Raw genomic sequence first — 16005 nt, forward strand, 5'->3', positions numbered from 1 at the left:
ACGATGACCGCCCAAGACCTTGCCCAGAGCCTTGTCATCGCAGCGCCCGAGCTGATCATCGCGGTCGGCGCGATGGCGCTCCTGATGGTCGGCGTGTTCGTCCACAAGGACCGCGCCAACGCGATCGTGACGTCGCTCACGGTGGCGCTTCTGGTCGCCGCGCTCGGCTGGATGGTCTTCTTCACGCCGACGGGCCCGGCCTTCGGCGGCGCCTATGTCCATGACGCCTTCAGCCTGTTCATGAAGACGCTCGTGCTGGTCGGTTCGACCGTTGCGCTCGTCATGTCGGTCGGCTTTGCCCGCGAGGAGAAGTTCGACCGGTTCGAGTTCCCGATCCTGATCGCGCTGGCGACGCTGGGCATGATGCTGATGGTCTCGGCCGACAATCTGCTCGGGCTCTACATGGCGCTCGAACTGCAGTCGCTGGCGCTCTACGTGATTGCCGCGATCAACCGCGATTCGATCCGCTCGACGGAAGCGGGCCTGAAATATTTCGTCTTGGGCGCGCTGTCGTCGGGCATGATGCTGTACGGCATCTCGCTGATCTACGGCTTTACCGGCCACATCGACTATCAGGCGATCGCCGGAGCGATAGGCGGCGAGCGCTCGATCGGGCTGCTGTTCGGCCTCGTTTTCCTGCTCGTCGGGCTGGCCTTCAAGATCTCGGCCGTGCCGTTCCACATGTGGACCCCCGACGTCTACGAGGGCGCGCCGACACCGGTGACGGCCTTCCTCGCCGCCGCGCCGAAGATGGCCGCCATGGCGCTTCTTGTGCGCGTGGTCATGGAGGCGTTCCAGCCCGTGACCACCGACTGGCAGCAGATCATCGTCTTCATCTCGATCGCCTCGATGCTGCTCGGCTCGTTCGCCGCCATCGGCCAGAGCAACATCAAGCGCCTGATGGCCTATTCGTCGATCGGCCATATGGGCTACGCGCTGGTCGGCCTCGCGGCCGGCTCGGTCGCCGGCGTTCAGGGCGTCATGCTGTACATGGCGATCTATCTGGCGATGACGCTGGGCACCTTCGCCTTCATCCTGGCCATGCGGCGCAAGGACGAGGGCAATGTCGAGCAGATTTCCGATCTTGCCGGCTATGCAGCCAACAATCCGCTGATGGCGACGATCCTGACCGCGCTGATGTTCTCGCTGACCGGCATCCCGCCGCTCGCCGGCTTCTGGGCCAAATGGTATGTCTTCCTCGCCGCCGTGGAGGCGGGGCTGTGGCCGCTGGCGATCATCGGCGTGCTCGCCTCGGTGGTCGGCGCCTACTATTATCTGCGCATCATCAAGATCATGTGGTTCGACGACGCCGAGGCGCGCTTTGTTGCCCCGGCGGGCGAACTGCGGCTGGTGATGGGCGCAAGCGGCCTGTTCGTTCTGGCCTACATCGTCTTCGGCGGGCCGATCGCGGCCTATGCCGAAACCGCCGCGCGGACCTTCTTCTGATCGTGGACACGTTCCGGCTTTCCCCGGATGCCCTGGCCGCCGGCTACCGGCTCGAGGCGCACGAGCGGATCGGCTCGACCAACGCACGGGCGCTCGAGCTGGCGGCAAACGGCGAGTCCGGGCCGCTCTGGGTGGTGACGGACGACCAGTTCTCCGGCCGCGGGCGGCGCGGACGGCAGTGGCACGGGCCCAAGGGCAATCTCGCCGCATCGCTGCTGATCACGCCGCGCACCGATCTCGGCACGGCCGCGACGCTCGGCTTTGCCGCAAGCATCGCCCTGTCCGACGCGCTCGGCCGGCTCGCCCCTGAGATGGGCCTTTCCCTGGGGCTCGATGGCATGGACGCCAACGGCGCGGGCAGGACGCGCCTCGAACTGAAATGGCCCAACGACGTCCTGCTTTCGGGCGCCAAGATCGCCGGCATATTGCTGGAATCGGCGTCGCTTCGCGGTGGCGCGCCGGCGGTGGTGATCGGTATCGGCGTGAACGTGGTTGCCGCGCCGGAGGATGTGGGCTACCCGGCGACCTCGCTGCGCGCGGTCGGCTTTCAGGGCTCGGCCGCCGATGTGCTTGCGGTGCTCGCCGATGCGTGGCTTGACGCCCATCGCATCTGGAGCGGGGGCGACGGCCTGCCTCAGGTGCGCCGGCGCTGGCTCGAACGGGCGGCGGGACTGGATGCGCCCGTGGCGGTGCGGACCGGAGGCGGCATCGTTCGCGGGCGCCTTGAAACGATCGACGACGACTGCCGGCTGATCGTCAGGCACGACGACGGCACGGTGACGAAGGTTGCGGCCGGCGATGTCCATTTCGGCGCGGTGGCGACCGAACGGCAGGCCGGACAACACGGCGGAGAGAACTGACATGGCCCCCAAGGGCGAACCCGAACTGGTATTCGTGCCGCTTGGCGGCGTTGGCGAGATCGGCATGAACCTGGCCCTTTACGGCTATGGTCCCGAGACCCGGCGCCAGTGGCTGATGGTCGACTGCGGCGTGACCTTTCCCGGTCCCGACCTGCCCGGCGTCGATCTGGTCCTGCCCGACATCCGCTTCGTCGAGGCCGAGCGCAAGAACCTCGCCGGCATCGTCATCACGCACGCACATGAGGACCATTACGGCGCGCTCCTGTCGCTCTATCACCGCCTGTCGCCGGACGGCTCCATGCCCGTGCACATGACCCCGTTCGGCGCCGGCATGCTCGAAGCCAAGGCGCAGGGCGAGGCCGACGCGCCGAAGGTGCCGATCGAGACCTATGATGGCGGCGAGCGCTTCTCGATCGGCCCGTTCGACATCGAGGCCATCGCCGTCACCCATTCGATCCCCGAGCCGGTCTCGCTCGCCATCCGCACACCGGCGGGCCTGGTTCTGCACACCGGCGACTGGAAGCACGACATCGATCCGGCGCTCGGCCCGCTGACCGACGAGGACCGCTTCCGGCAACTGGGCGACGAGGGCGTTCTGGCGCTGATCTGCGATTCAACCAACGCCATGCGCGAGGGCGAGTCGCCGTCCGAACGGCAGGTCTCGCAGGGGCTCGCCGAGGTGATCGCCAACGCCAGGGGCCGCGTGGCGATCACGACGTTTTCGTCCAATGTCGGCCGCATCAAGTCGATCGCGCTCGCCGCCCAGGCGGCAGACCGGCGCGTGCTTCTGATGGGCCGGTCGATGAAGCGGGTCGTCGATGTCGCCACCGACCTTGGCTACATGGAGGGCATCGAGCCGTTTCTCGACGAGGCCGAATTCGCCTCGGTGCCGCGCGATCAGGTGGTCATCATCCTGACCGGTTCGCAGGGCGAACCGCGCGCCGCGCTGGCCAAGCTCGGCCGTGACGAGATGCGCGATGTCAAGCTCACCGCCGGCGACATGGTCGTCTATTCCTCGCGGACGATTCCCGGCAACGAGAAGGCCATCCTTGAGACGAAGAACCGGCTCATCGACATGGGCATCGACGTGATCGAGGACGGCGACGCGCTGGTCCATGTCTCCGGCCATCCCCGCCGCAGCGAACTGCGCCAGATGTATCAGTGGACGCGCCCGAAGATCGGCGTGCCGGTGCATGGCGAAGCGGCGCATCTCTCCGCCCATGCGGCGCTGATGCGCGAGGCCGGCATCGCCTCGGTGATGGACGCGCGCAACGGCGATCTGGTGCGTCTCGCTCCGGGCGACCCGGAAATCATCGACGATGTGCCGCACGGCGAGATCTACAAGGACGGCGCCATCATCGGCGATGATGACGCGGTCGGTGTGGTCGACCGGCGGCGGCTCTCCTTTGCCGGCCATGTCGCGGTCTCGGTGATCCTCGACAGGAAGCATGAGATCGCGGTGGAACCGCAACTCGTCGCGGTCGGCATCCCGCGCAACGATGCCCACGGCGAGGATCTCGAGGACATCCTGTTCGAGGCCGCGGTGGGCGCGGTCGAGTCGATGCCGCGCGGCCGGCGCAAGGACCTCGATCTGGTCGAGGAGGCGGTGACCAAGGCCGTGCGCGCCGCCGCCCGCAAGGCATGGGGCAAAAAGCCGCTCGTGACGGTGCTCGTCGACCGCGTATAGGTGCCCGCATGCTTGGACGTCTGAACCATGTCGCCATCGCCGTGCCGGATCTGGGCGCCGCCGTCGCGCGCTACCGCGATACGCTTGGCGCGTCCGTCTCCGCGCCGCAGGCGCTGCCCGAGCACGGCGTGACCGTGGTCTTCGTGGAGCTCGAGAACACCAAGACCGAACTGCTCGAACCGCTTGGCGAGACATCGCCGATCGCCGCCTTCCTCGAACGCAACCCGTCGGGCGGCATCCACCATATGTGCTATGAGGTGGACGACATCATCGCGGCGCGCGACCGGCTGAAGGCGCAAGGCGTGCGCGTGCTCGGCGATGGCGAACCGAAGACCGGCGCCCACGGCAACCCGGTCCTGTTCCTGCATCCCAAGGATTTCGACGGCACGCTGATCGAACTCGAGGAGGTGCCCGCCCGATGATTGTCACCGCCGGTCGCGCGCGCGGAGCCTCGTGATGGGCTGGCTCTCGGCATTCGCCATCTTCTTCATCATCTGGTGGGTCGTGCTGTTCGCCGTCCTGCCGATCGGCGTGCGCTCGCAGGCCGAGGACGGCAGCGTCGAGCCGGGCACTGAAGCTGGCGCGCCTGTCGCGCCGCGCCTCGGCTTCAAGGTGGCGCTGACCACAGCAATCGCCATCGGCGTGTTCTCGATATTCTACGTGCTGACGGTGACGATGGGGCTCAGCGTCGATGACATCCCGTCGATCGTCCCCGACTTCTCCGAACCGGGCTGATCGCGCGACCCGGTCGCCACAAAAAAATGGCAGGACCGAAGTCCTGCCATTTCGAAACGGGTGATTTTCTTCTCTTCCCGATGGAAGCGGCGGCTCCTTGGAGCGCCCGAAAACCAGTTCCTCCCAAGACTTTGACCCGTTCCGTGGCCGCAGGCGCGCTAACGCCTGCGAGCGTGGCGGGGAAGCTAGCAATGACAAGCGCGCTTGTCACCCGTAAATTGCGGCTAACTTTTGATTTTCGCGACACAATTGCGCCCGGTTCATATCGCTGCCGACACAAGCGCGACCGGTGCGCGTCGCGTTTTGCGTTTCGTTGCGACGCGGTCTAGAAGGGCCCCAATTTCGCCGCTGTCGGCGGTGATTCCATGGCCCTCATTCCGATCGGTCCGACCATGCGCCTGTCCCGCTACTTTCTGCCCATTCTCAAGGAGAATCCCAAGGAAGCCGAGATCGTCTCGCACCGGCTGATGCTGCGCGCCGGGATGATCCGCCAGCAGTCGGCCGGCATCTATTCTTGGCTGCCGCTCGGCAAGAAGGTGCTCGAGAAGATCAACCAGATCGTGCGCGAGGAGCAGAACCGGGCAGGGGCCATCGAGATCCTGATGCCGACCATCCAGCCCGCCGACCTGTGGATCGAGAGCGGCCGATACAATGATTACGGCCAGGAGATGCTGCGCATTCGCGACCGGCATGATCGCGCCATGCTGTTCGGGCCGACCAACGAGGAGATGGTCACCGACATCTTCCGGTCCTACGTGCGTTCCTACCGGGACCTGCCGCTCAACCTCTACCACATCCAATGGAAGTTCCGCGACGAGGTGCGCCCCCGCTTCGGCGTCATGCGCGGCCGCGAATTCCTGATGAAGGACGCCTATTCCTTCGATCTCGACTATGAGGGCGCGAAGGCCTCCTACAACCGCATGTTCATCGCCTATCTGCGCACCTTCGAGCGCCTCGGCCTCAAATCGATCCCGATGCGCGCCGAGACCGGACCGATCGGCGGCGATCTCAGTCACGAATTCATCATCCTGGCCGATACCGGCGAATCCGAAGTGTTCTGCGAGAAGACGTTCCTCGATATGCCCGTGCCCGGCACCGATGTCGATTTCTTCGACAATGCCGAGATCGCGTCCATAGTCGAGCGCTGGACCACGCCCTACGCGGCGACCGACGAGATGCACGACGAGGCCGCCTGGGCGGAGATCGCCGATGGCGACAAGGTCTCCGCGCGCGGCATCGAGGTCGGCCACATCTTCCATTTCGGCACCAAATATTCCGAGCCGATGGGCGCGACCGTCGCCGGCCCGGACGGCAAGGAGGTGCCGGTCTCGATGGGGTCCTACGGCATCGGCCCCTCGCGCCTGATCGGCGCGATCATCGAGGCATCCCATGACGATAACGGGATCATCTGGCCGGAAAGCGTCGCCCCGTTCGGCGCGGTCGTCATCAACATGAAACCGGGCGAGGAAGCCTGCGATAACTGGTCCGAACGCGCCTACGCCGCGCTCGGCGAGGCCGGCGTCGACCCGCTCTATGACGACACCGACCAGCGGCCCGGCGCCAAGTTCGCCACCGCCGACCTGATCGGCCTGCCCTGGCAATTGATCATCGGTCCGCGCGGGGTCAAGGCGGGCACGGTCGAACTCAAGCACCGCGCGACCGGCGACAAGCACGAGCTCGATCTCGATGCCGCCATCGCGCGCATCACGGGAGCCTGAACCGGTGGACGCGAACGCTCCGGCCGACAAGGCGGGCACGGCGGACGGCGCAGCGGTCGCCCGCAAGGACGGCGCCGCAGGCCCGTTCTCGGCCTTCGAGCGGATGATCGCCTGGCGCTATCTCAGGCCCCGCCGCAAGGAGGCGGCGGTGTCCATCGTCACCATCATTTCGCTGGTCGGCGTCACGCTGGGCGTTGCCGCGCTGATCATCGTCATGGCGGTGATGAACGGGTTCCGCGCCGAACTGCTCGACCGCATCCTCGGGCTCAACGGGCACGTCATCATCCAGCCGGTCGAACGGCCGCTCGACGATTATGCGGCGGTCGCGGACCGCATCTCGGGCGTGGACGGCGTGAAGATCGCCGTGCCGCTGATCGAGGGGCAGACGCTCGCCTCGGGCAATGCCGGCGCCGGAACGGGCGCGCTGGTGCGGGGCGTGCGGACCCAGGATCTCGATGGCCTGACCTCGATCTCCGAGAACATCGTCGAAGGATCGCTGGTCTCTTTTGCGTCCGGAGATGGCGTCCTGATCGGCAGCCGCATGGCGCGCAGCATGGGGCTGATCGCCGGCGATTCGATCACCCTGGTCTCCCCCGAAGGCGATGTGACCCCGTTCGGCACCACGCCGCGCGTGAAGACCTACCCGGTCGCGGCGATCTTCGAGATGGGGATGAGCGAATATGATTCCTCGATCATCTTCATGCCGTTCGAGGAGGCCCAGCTCTACTTCAACTCGGAAGGCGTCGCCCAGCTCATCGAGGTGTTCATCGACGATCCCGACGCGGTCGACGCTTTCGCGCCGCTGATCGAGGAGGCGGCGGACCGGCCGATCTTCATGGTCGACTGGCGCCAGCGCAACTCGGCCTTCTTCTCGGCGCTGGTGATCGAGCGCAACGCCATGTTCCTGATCCTGTCGATCGTCGTGCTGGTGGCCTCGCTCAACATCATTTCGAGCCTGATCATGCTGGTCAAGGAGAAGGGCAGGGGCATCGCCATCCTGCGCACCATGGGCGCCAGCCAGTCGGCCATCCTGCGCATCTTCATCATGGCAGGCACCGGGGTCGGGGTGGTCGGCACCGGCGTGGGTGTGCTGCTCGGCGTGCTCGTGTGCTGGAACATACAGTCGATCCAGCGCTTCATGAACTGGGCCTCCGGCGCCGAGGTCTGGGACCCGACGATCCGCTTTCTCACCGAGATACCGGCGCGGATGGACGCCGGCGAGACCTTCGCGGTCATCATCCTATCGCTGACGCTGTCGTTCCTGGCCGCCATCATCCCGGCGCGCCGCGCCGCCCGGCTCGATCCGGTCGAAGCGCTGAGGTACGAGTGATGGCCGACGCGGTGCTGCGCCTTGAGGCCGTCGAGCGCGCCTATCAGGAGGTCGATCACAAGCTCGAAGTGCTGCGCGGGGCGGACCTCGCCTTGATGCCCGGCGAGATGGTCGCGCTCGTCGCCCCGTCGGGCGCCGGCAAGTCGACGCTGCTGCACACCGCCGGTCTGCTCGAACGGCCGGACGGCGGCGAGGTCTACCTGTCGGGCAAGCCCTGCGGCTCGCTCACCGACCGCGAGCGCACCGCGCGCCGGCGCAACGACATCGGCTACGTCTACCAGTTCCACCATCTGCTGCCCGAGTTCTCGGCGCTCGAGAACGTCATGATCCCGCAGCTCATTCGCGGTCTGCCGCGCCGCGAGGCCGAGGCCCGCGCGCACGAACTGCTCGACTATATGCGCATCGGCCCGCGCGCCACGCACCGGCCGGCCGAACTGTCCGGCGGCGAGCAGCAGCGCGTGGCGATTGCCCGCGCGGTCGCCAACGCGCCGCTTGTCCTGCTTGCCGACGAGCCGACCGGCAATCTCGATCCGGACACCTCCTCCTACGTGTTCGAGGCGCTCGAGGCATTGGTGCGCCAGTCGGGACTTGCCGCGCTGTTCGCCACCCACAACCATGCGCTGGCCCGCCGGATGGACCGGATCGTCACCATGGCCGATGGCCACATCGTGCCCTACGACCCGCCGGCCTGATCCGCTAGCGCGCCAATTCATTCACTCTTTGTTCACGCTGCCTTCCGTTCGCGTCCGCCACGGTCGGGCACCCGTTGACGCATGAACAGAAATAGAACAAAATGCCAACAGGACAGAACGGGAGTGAGACATGACCGACCTCGCACGCGACTTCGCCGCTTTCTTCTCGATCGCGACCTTCGTCGCCACGCTGGCCCTTGCGATCGGCTATCTGTGACGCCGACGGTGGATAGCCGCGCCGGCCGGCTGGACAGGCCGGACCGGCCGGACGACGATCGGTCCGTGACGCGGCGCTGATTCCGGCGCCGCTCGAAGGGCAGGCACAACAATGGACAGTGTGGACGATCGCGCAAACGCAGGCGAGGCGCCCGGGGCGGATGCTCCAGAAGCGGGCCTCATCGATCCGGGCTTCATCCATCTGCGGGTGCATTCGTCCTATTCGCTGCTCGAGGGCGCGCTGAAGCTCGACAGGATCATCGAGTGGGCCAAGCACAACGGCGCCCCCGCGCTCGCCGTGACCGACACGTCGAACCTGTTCGGCGCGCTCGAGTTCGCCCAGAAGGCGTCGGGCGCCGGCATCCAGCCGATCATCGGTTGCCAGCTTGGTCTGCGTTTCGACGCCGAGGGTGAGGAAACCAGGGGCCGCGCCGGCCGGGCAGGCCATGCCGATCCGGCGATCGTCCTGCTCGCCGCCGACGAGACCGGTTACCGCAACCTCGTCGAACTGGTCAGCCGCGCCTATCTGGACGAAGACGATCTCGACGCCGTGCGGGTGCACGACACCTGGCTCGCCCAACGGGCCGAAGGGCTGATCGCGCTGACCGGTGGGCCGGGCGGGCCGGTCGGTTCCGCGCTCGCCGCCGGCCAGCCAAGGGTCGCCGAGCAGCGGCTCGCATCGCTGGCCGCGCTGTTCGGCGATCGTCTCTACGTCGAGCTCCAGCGCCATGGCGACTGGGACCGGACCGTCGAGGCGCGCACCGTCGAACTGGCCTACGCCCACCGGCTGCCGCTGGTCGGCACGAACGAGGCCTTCTTTTTCGCGCGCGAGGATTTCGAGGCCCACGACGCGCTGATCGCCATCGCCGAGGGTGCGCTTTTGTCGATGGACGATCGCCGCCAGCTGACCGCCGATCACTGGCTGAAGCCGCCCGCCGACATGATCACCCTGTTTTCCGATCTGCCCGAGGCGACCGCCAATACGGTCGAGATCGCCCGGCGCTGTTCCTGGTTCCCGCGCAAGATCAAGCCGATCCTGCCGCGCTTTGCCGCCGTGCCCGAGGGTGCGACGGGCGAGGAGGCCGAACAGGCCGAGGCGGACGAGTTGCGCCGCCAGGCCGTCGAGGGACTGAACGCCCGGCTCGAGCATCAGGGCCTGGCCGACGGCTACAGCCGCGACGATTACGACGAGCGGCTCGATCACGAACTGTCGATCATCGCGCGGATGAAGTTCCCCGGTTACTTCCTGATCGTCGCCGACTTCATCAAGTGGGCCAAGGCGCAGAACATCCCCGTGGGCCCGGGGCGCGGCTCGGGTGCGGGCTCGCTGGTCGCCTGGGCGCTGACGATCACCGACATCGACCCGCTGCGCTTCTCGCTGCTGTTCGAGCGCTTCCTCAATCCCGAACGCGTGTCGATGCCCGACTTCGACATCGACTTCTGCCAGGACCGGCGCGACGAGGTGATCCGCTACGTCCAGGACAAGTACGGCCGCGACCAGGTTGCCCAGATCATCACCTTCGGAACGCTGCAGGCGCGCGCGGTGCTGCGCGATGTCGGGCGCGTGCTCGAAATGCCCTATGGGCAGGTCGACCGCCTGTGCAAGCTGGTGCCGAACAACCCGGCGAACCCGACCAAGCTGGCCGATGCGATCGCCGGCGAGGCCAAGTTCGCCGAGGAACGCGAGCGCGAACCGATCGTCGGCCAGCTGCTCGACATGGCGCTCAAGCTCGAAGGGCTCTACCGGCACGCCTCCACCCACGCCGCCGGCATCGTGATCGGCGACCGGCCGCTGTCACAGCTCGTTCCGCTCTACCGCGACCCGCGCTCGGACATGCCGGTCACCCAGTTCAACATGAAGTGGGTCGAGGATGCCGGGCTGGTCAAGTTCGACTTTCTCGGCCTAAAGACGCTGACCGTGCTCGACATGGCGGTGCGGCTGATCGCCCGGCGCGGCGAGACGATCGATCTTTCGGCGCTGCCGCTCGACGACCCGCCGACCTACCAGATGATGGCGCGCGGCGAGACCGTCGGCATCTTCCAGGTGGAAAGCCCGGGCATGCGCAAGGCGCTGGTCGGCATGAAGCCCGACCGCATCGAGGACATCATCGCGCTGGTCGCGCTCTATCGGCCCGGTCCGATGGACAATATCCCCACCTACAATGCGCGCAAGCATGGTGACGAGCAGATCGCCTCGATCCATCCGAAGATCGATCATCTGGTCGCGGAGACGCAGGGCGTGATCGTCTACCAGGAGCAGGTGATGGAGATCGCCCAGCTTCTGGCCGGCTATTCGCTCGGCGAAGCCGATCTTCTGCGCCGCGCCATGGGCAAGAAGATCCGCGCCGAGATGGACAAGCAGCGGGTGCGCTTCGTCGAGGGCGCCGTCGAGCGCGGCGTCTCCAAGGCGCAGGCCGACTTCATCTTCGACCTGCTGGCCAAGTTCGCCGACTACGGCTTCAACAAGTCGCACGCGGCCGCCTACGCCATGGTCGCCTACCAGACGGCCTATCTGAAGGCGCATTATCCGGTCGAGTTCCTCGCCGCGTCGATGACCTACGACATGGCCAACACCGACAAGCTGAACGATTTCCGCCGCGATGCCGAACGGCTCGACATCACGGTCGTGCCGCCCTCGGTGCAGACCTCGTTCCGCGCTTTCGAGGTCGGCGACAGGCGCATCTTCTGGGCGCTGTCGGCGATCAAGGGCGTCGGCGATGCCGCCGTCGACCACATCGTGGCGGTGCGGCCGGACGGCGGCTTCGACAGCCTTGAGGATTTCGCCCGGCGCATCGATCCCAAGATCGTCGGCCGGCGCGTTCTCGAAGCGCTGATCGATGCGGGCGCGCTTGACTGCTTCGGCCACGACCGGGCGGTGCTCGCCGCCGGGCTCGACCGGATCCTGGGCCTTTCTCAGCGTGTCGCCGACGAGGCCGAAAGCGGGCAGGGCGACATCTTCGGCGCTGTCGAGGCGAGCCAGCCCGAACGCCTGTCTCTGCCCGCCGACGCGCACTGGCCGGATGCCGAACGGCTGATGCGCGAATTGCGCGCGATCGGCTTCTACTTCTCCGCCCACCCGCTCGACGCCTACGCGCCCATCCTCGAAAAGAGGCGCGTTCAGGCCTACGCCGATTTCGCCGCGGCGATCCGCCATGGCGCGACCGCCGGCCGCCTTGCCGGCACCGTCGCGCACAAGCAGGTGCGCCGCACCCGCAACGGCAACAAGATGGGCATCCTGACCCTGTCCGATCCGACCGGGCAGTATGAAGTCGTCATGTTCTCGGAGATGCTCGAACAGTTCGCCGATGCGGCCGAGCCGGGCCGAAGCTTCGTGTTGACCGTCGGCGTGCGGCACCGTGACGACGATTCCATCTCGCTGACGCTCAATTCGCTCAGCGCGCTCGACGAGCACGCCGGCGCCGATGCAGCCCACATGCTGCGCGTGTTCATGCGCGATGCGGCGCCGGCGCGGTCCGTGGCGCGGCAGCTGCGCCAGAATGGGCCGAGCCCGGTGTCGCTGATCGTCATCAAGCCGGACGGGGCGGGTGAGGTCGAAATCGAACTGCCCGGCCAGTATTCGGTTTCCGGCCCGGTCGCCAGCGCCATCAAGGCGGTGCCCGGCGTGGTCGACGTCGAACTCGTCTAGGTGGCAACCGTGGCGCCGGCTGTTGACTCCTGTTCGCGGCCGACCGCGTCCGTCTCCGGCTGGCTTCCGTGCGCCACCGTCTCGCGAAGATGGTCGATCATCACGCGCGTCTTGCGTGGCAGGAATTGACGGCTCGGATAGATCAGCCATGCCGCCGTGTCGAAGCTGGTCGCGGCCACGTCATGTGCGGGGAACAGGTCCCGGCAGCGCCCCGCGGCGAGGTCGTCGGCGATCAGCCAGTCGGCAAGCAGCGCGGGCCCCGCGCCGGCGAGCATCAGTTCGCGAACCTGCAGCGCGCTCGAACTGAAGACGCCGCCGCGCACCGGCACCTCCTGCACGCGGCCATGCGTGTCCCGGAACATCCATCGCGTGCGATAGGCGGGCATGGAAAAGAGCACGCAGTCGGTTCGCACAATGTCTTCCGGCTCGTGAGGCACGGGGTTGGCCGAAAGCCAGTCGTGCGAGGCGACCACCCGGTAGCGGGTCGGCATGAGCCGGCTGCAGATCACGTCGGCATCGATCTCCGGCGCCAGCCTAATGGCAAGATCGATCCGGTTCTCGACCAGATCGAGCATCGTGTCGCTCAGTTCCAGTTCGAGCTTCAGGCGCGGATAACGCGCGCGGAAACCGGCCACCAGCGGCGTCAGCAAGTGGACGCCGAAAGCGACTGAGGCAGTCATCCGCAGCGTGCCTTCCGGCTCGCCCCGGGCGGCGGTCGCGGCCTCGCCCGCCGCGGCAAGCTCGTCCAGGACCGGTTCGATCCGCGCCAGATAGCGCGCGCCGGTTTCGGTCAGCGAAAGGCTGCGCGTCGTGCGATGGAAGAGCCGCGCGCCAAGCGTGCGTTCGAGCTTCGATATCGTGCGCGAGACCACCGACGGATCGATGGTCCGACGGCGCGCCACGGCGGCGAAGCTCCCATATTGCACAACCTCGCGCAGCATCTGAAGGTCTTCGGTATCCATTCATGCGAAACTTGCATGAATTTCATGCGCGCGCGAGGGTTTATCCGGGACGCGCGGCGCGCGATCCTGCCCCTGCAGACCGGAGGCCATCATGACAGACTTCTCGCAGAAAACCGCCATCATCACCGGCGCCTCGCGCGGCATCGGCGAAGCCGCCGCGCGGGAGCTTGCCGCAGCCGGCATGAACGTCGTCCTCGCGGCGCGGTCGGCTGCCGACATCGAGCGCATCGCCGCCGAGATCGCCGAGGCGGGCGGCGAGGCGATCGCTATGACCTGCGACGTCGCCGACCACGCTTCGGTGAAGGCTGTCGTCGATCGCGCGCTCGACGCGTTCGGCACGGTCGACCTGCTCGTCAACAATGCCGGTGTTATCAATCCGATAGCCCGGCTTTCTGAATCAGATCCGGAGGCGTGGGGCGCGGCCATCGATGTCAACGTCAAGGGCGTCTATCACGGCATTCGTGCCGTGCTGCCGGCGATGGAGCGGCAGGGCGGCGGCACGATCATCAACATCTCCTCGGGCGCGGCCTACGGGCCGATGGAGGGCTGGAGCCACTACTGCGCGTCCAAGGCGGCCGTCCTGATGCTGACGCGCGCCGTGCACAAGGAGCATGGCGAAAGCGGCATCCGTTCGGTGGGGTTGAGCCCGGGCACGGTGGCCACCCAGATGCAGGTCGACATCAAGGCCTCCGGCATCAATCCGGTTTCGCAGATGGACCCGGACGCGCATGCGCCGCCCGAATGGATCGGCCGCGCCATCGTCTGGCTGGCCGGCGAGGGGGCGGACGACTATCTCGGCGGCGATCTCAAGCTGCGCACAGATGCCGAGGCGCGCGCCGCGATCGGACTGCCGCCGGCCTGACTCGGTTCATTCGCGGGGCTTGTTCAGCCGGCGCACGGCGGCGTCCATCGCCTGCAGGAAGCGCGAACGGTCCGCGCGCGTGAACGGCGCCGGCCCGCCGATCTGTTCGCCGCCGGCGCGCAGATCGGCCATGATCGCTCGGGTCGCCACGGCGTTGCCGATCGAGGCAGTGGTGAAAGGCACGCCCTTGGGGCCGAGCACCGCCGCGCCGGCGGCAAGGCAGCGCTCGGCAAGCAGGATGTCGGCGGTGATCACCAGAACATGGTCGCCTGCGCGTTCGGCGATCCAGTCGTCCGCGGCGTCGAACCCGTCCGAGACGATGACGCGGTCGATCAGCGGATCGTCGGGGATCCGGATGAAGCTGTTGGCGACGATCGTCACCGCCACGCCATAGCGCTCGGCGACCCGGTAGACCTCGTCCTTGACGGGACAGGCATCGGCGTCGACGAGGATCAGGGGGGCCGGGCGGTCGGTCTGCATGACGGCCTTATCGGGGCGATGGCCGGCGCGCGCAAGCCGCTATCCGTCGCGCTGCGGCCGGCCGCGATGATCGGTGCCGAACGTGTAGCCGGTCTCGACGGCCCGCTCGCCGAACTTGCCGCGCAGCGCGTCGACCGCGCGTTCGGCCTTGGCGCGTCTTGCCGCGCTCACATCGATCAGATCGTCGGGATCGGCCCGCGCCGGGTCGGCAAAATCGGCGACCCCGACGCCGAGCAGGCGATAGGCGGTCCCGTCCAGTTCCTTTTCAAGAAGCGGCAGCGCCGCCCGGAAGATGCGGTCGGCAAGCTGAGTGGGATCGGGGAGCTGGCGGTTGCGCGTCTTGGACCGGAAGTCACGGTCCTTGAGCTTGAGCGTCACCGTGCGTCCCGCCAGCCCTTTTGCCTTCAGCCGCGCCGAAACCTTCTCGGTCAGCGACCGCAGCACCGGCACCAGCGTTTCGGCGTCCGCATGGTCCTCGTTGAACGTCGTCTCGTGGCTGATCGACTTGGCGCCGCCGCGCGGTTCGACATGGCGCGTGTCCTCGCCGCGCGCCAGATGATAGAGCCGCCGGCCCATCACGCCATAGCGCTTCATCAGGGTTGTCTCGTCCATCGTCTGGAGCTGGCCGATGCGCGCGATCCCGTCGCGCTCGAGCACGCCGGCGAACGCCTTGCCGACGCCCCAGATCAGCGTCACCGGCTGCCCGGCAAGGAACGTCATCGCCTCGGCCTGACCGATCACCGAGAAGCCGCGCGGCTTTTCGAGGTCCGAGGCCACCTTGGCGAGGAACTTGCAATAGGAAAGGCCCACCGAAACGGTGATGCCGATCTCGTCCTCGACGCGCCTTGCGAAGCGGGCGAGCGTGCGCGCCGGCGTGTCGCGGTGCAGCCGCTCCGTGCCGGTCAGGTCCAGGAAGGCCTCGTCGATCGACAGCGGCTCGACGAGCGGCGTCAGTTCCTCCATCAGCGCGCGCACCTGCCGGCCGACGGCGGCATATTTCTCCATGTTCGGCTTGATCACCACCGCGTCCGGGCACGCCTTGAGCGCCTTGAACATCGGCATGGCAGACTTCACGCCATTTATCCGCGCCACGTAGCACGCCGTTGAAACGACTCCCCGTCTGCCGCCGCCGATGATCACCGGCTTGTCGGCCAGATCGGGATTGTCGCGCTTTTCGACGGCTGCATAGAAGGCATCGCAATCGACATGGGCGATCGACAGCGCCGAAAGCTCGGCGTGGCGCGCCATGCGCGGGCTGCCGCAGCGGCGGCAGCGTCGCTCGTCAGCCTCGGCGGGGGCCAGGCAGTCGCGGCAGAAGGCGTTGTCGGCGCGCGGCATCGTCATGGCTTGAACATAGCACGAACGCCAAGC

Annotated in this window: 13 protein-coding genes; 10 read left to right on the plus strand and 3 right to left on the minus strand. The window is 67.2% G+C overall.

The genetic code is table 11. The features are described from left to right. Positions 1 to 3: 3 nt before the first annotated feature. The 9 genes from nuoN (at position 4) to dnaE (ending at position 12330) form a co-directional block, all read left to right on the plus strand. The gene (gene nuoN / locus E0E05_RS07300; protein ID WP_131616114.1) at positions 4 to 1446 is read left to right on the plus strand and encodes an NADH-quinone oxidoreductase subunit NuoN; all 1443 of its coding nucleotides are present in this window, start codon (positions 4 to 6) and stop codon (positions 1444 to 1446) included. Positions 1447 to 1448: 2 nt separating this feature from the next. Then, positions 1449 to 2306 (plus strand): biotin--[acetyl-CoA-carboxylase] ligase, encoded by an 858-nt coding sequence (locus tag E0E05_RS07305; RefSeq protein WP_131616115.1) that lies wholly within the window; start codon positions 1449 to 1451, stop codon positions 2304 to 2306. A 1-nt stretch (position 2307) separates the two neighbouring features. Further along, positions 2308 to 3993 (plus strand): ribonuclease J, encoded by a 1686-nt coding sequence (locus tag E0E05_RS07310; protein WP_131616116.1) that lies wholly within the window; start codon positions 2308 to 2310, stop codon positions 3991 to 3993. A gap of 8 nt (positions 3994 to 4001) precedes the next feature. Then, positions 4002 to 4415 (plus strand): methylmalonyl-CoA epimerase, encoded by a 414-nt coding sequence (mce, locus tag E0E05_RS07315; RefSeq protein WP_131616117.1) that lies wholly within the window; start codon positions 4002 to 4004, stop codon positions 4413 to 4415. A 34-nt stretch (positions 4416 to 4449) separates the two neighbouring features. Next, on the plus strand, positions 4450 to 4728 hold the full coding sequence (locus E0E05_RS07320; RefSeq protein ID WP_131616118.1) for a DUF1467 family protein: 279 nt from the start codon (positions 4450 to 4452) through the stop codon (positions 4726 to 4728). A 392-nt stretch (positions 4729 to 5120) separates the two neighbouring features. Further along, positions 5121 to 6446: a proline--tRNA ligase gene (gene proS / locus E0E05_RS07325; protein WP_131617940.1), complete on the plus strand. Its 1326-nt coding sequence runs from the start codon at positions 5121 to 5123 to the stop codon at positions 6444 to 6446. A 103-nt stretch (positions 6447 to 6549) separates the two neighbouring features. Then, positions 6550 to 7776 (plus strand): lipoprotein-releasing ABC transporter permease subunit, encoded by a 1227-nt coding sequence (locus tag E0E05_RS07330; RefSeq protein ID WP_244598057.1) that lies wholly within the window; start codon positions 6550 to 6552, stop codon positions 7774 to 7776. Further along, complete coding sequence (locus E0E05_RS07335) at positions 7776 to 8468, plus strand: ABC transporter ATP-binding protein (protein ID WP_428977596.1); 693 nt, start codon at positions 7776 to 7778, stop codon at positions 8466 to 8468. Before E0E05_RS07330 ends, E0E05_RS07335 begins: the two co-directional genes overlap by 1 nt. Before the next feature lie 397 nt (positions 8469 to 8865). Further along, a complete protein-coding gene (gene dnaE, locus E0E05_RS07340; protein ID WP_428977601.1) occupies positions 8866 to 12330 on the plus strand; it encodes a DNA polymerase III subunit alpha in 3465 nt (1154 codons plus the stop codon). On the opposite strand, the gene E0E05_RS07345 is transcribed toward dnaE, so the two are convergent. Continuing rightward, positions 12327 to 13292, minus strand: coding sequence for a LysR family transcriptional regulator (locus tag E0E05_RS07345; protein WP_131616122.1), 966 nt, complete (start codon positions 13290 to 13292; stop codon positions 12327 to 12329). The genes dnaE and E0E05_RS07345 overlap by 4 nt on opposite strands. Before the next feature lie 91 nt (positions 13293 to 13383). Between E0E05_RS07345 and E0E05_RS07350 the strand changes: the two genes are divergently transcribed. Further along, positions 13384 to 14154 carry an SDR family oxidoreductase gene (locus tag E0E05_RS07350; protein ID WP_131616123.1) on the plus strand — a complete coding sequence of 257 codons (771 nt, stop codon included), beginning with the start codon at positions 13384 to 13386 and terminating at the stop codon, positions 14152 to 14154. 6 nt (positions 14155 to 14160) lie between these two features. Here E0E05_RS07350 and E0E05_RS07355 read toward each other — a convergent pair whose 3' ends face one another. Both E0E05_RS07355 and E0E05_RS07360 read right to left on the minus strand, forming a co-directional pair. Beyond that, on the minus strand, positions 14161 to 14634 hold the full coding sequence (locus E0E05_RS07355) for a YaiI/YqxD family protein (RefSeq protein WP_131616124.1): 474 nt from the start codon (positions 14632 to 14634) through the stop codon (positions 14161 to 14163). A gap of 39 nt (positions 14635 to 14673) precedes the next feature. Further along, entirely contained in the window at positions 14674 to 15978 is a 1305-nt protein-coding gene (locus tag E0E05_RS07360; RefSeq protein ID WP_131616125.1) for a DNA polymerase IV, read from the minus strand. Between the last annotated feature and the right edge of the window lie 27 nt (positions 15979 to 16005).

It is taken from the genome of Roseitalea porphyridii (assembly GCF_004331955.1).
GTDB classification, from domain to species: Bacteria; Pseudomonadota; Alphaproteobacteria; order Rhizobiales; family Rhizobiaceae; genus Roseitalea; species Roseitalea porphyridii.

Bases quoted from the DNA above. Each gene is read 5' to 3' on its own strand.
- E0E05_RS07335 (WP_428977596.1), top strand. From the start codon at position 7,776: ATGGCCGACGCGGTGCTGCGCCTTGAGGCCGTCGAGCGCGCCTATCAG.
- E0E05_RS07310 (WP_131616116.1), top strand. From the start codon at position 2,308: ATGGCCCCCAAGGGCGAACCCGAACTGGTATTCGTGCCGCTTGGCGGC.
- E0E05_RS07330 (WP_244598057.1), top strand. From the start codon at position 6,550: ATGATCGCCTGGCGCTATCTCAGGCCCCGCCGCAAGGAGGCGGCGGTG.
- E0E05_RS07320 (WP_131616118.1), top strand. From the start codon at position 4,450: ATGGGCTGGCTCTCGGCATTCGCCATCTTCTTCATCATCTGGTGGGTC.
- E0E05_RS07355 (WP_131616124.1), bottom strand. From the start codon at position 14,634: ATGCAGACCGACCGCCCGGCCCCCCTGATCCTCGTCGACGCCGATGCC.
- E0E05_RS07350 (WP_131616123.1), top strand. From the start codon at position 13,384: ATGACAGACTTCTCGCAGAAAACCGCCATCATCACCGGCGCCTCGCGC.
- mce (WP_131616117.1), top strand. From the start codon at position 4,002: ATGCTTGGACGTCTGAACCATGTCGCCATCGCCGTGCCGGATCTGGGC.
- E0E05_RS07345 (WP_131616122.1), bottom strand. From the start codon at position 13,292: ATGGATACCGAAGACCTTCAGATGCTGCGCGAGGTTGTGCAATATGGG.
- nuoN (WP_131616114.1), top strand. From the start codon at position 4: ATGACCGCCCAAGACCTTGCCCAGAGCCTTGTCATCGCAGCGCCCGAG.
- proS (WP_131617940.1), top strand. From the start codon at position 5,121: ATGCGCCTGTCCCGCTACTTTCTGCCCATTCTCAAGGAGAATCCCAAG.
- E0E05_RS07360 (WP_131616125.1), bottom strand. From the start codon at position 15,978: ATGACGATGCCGCGCGCCGACAACGCCTTCTGCCGCGACTGCCTGGCC.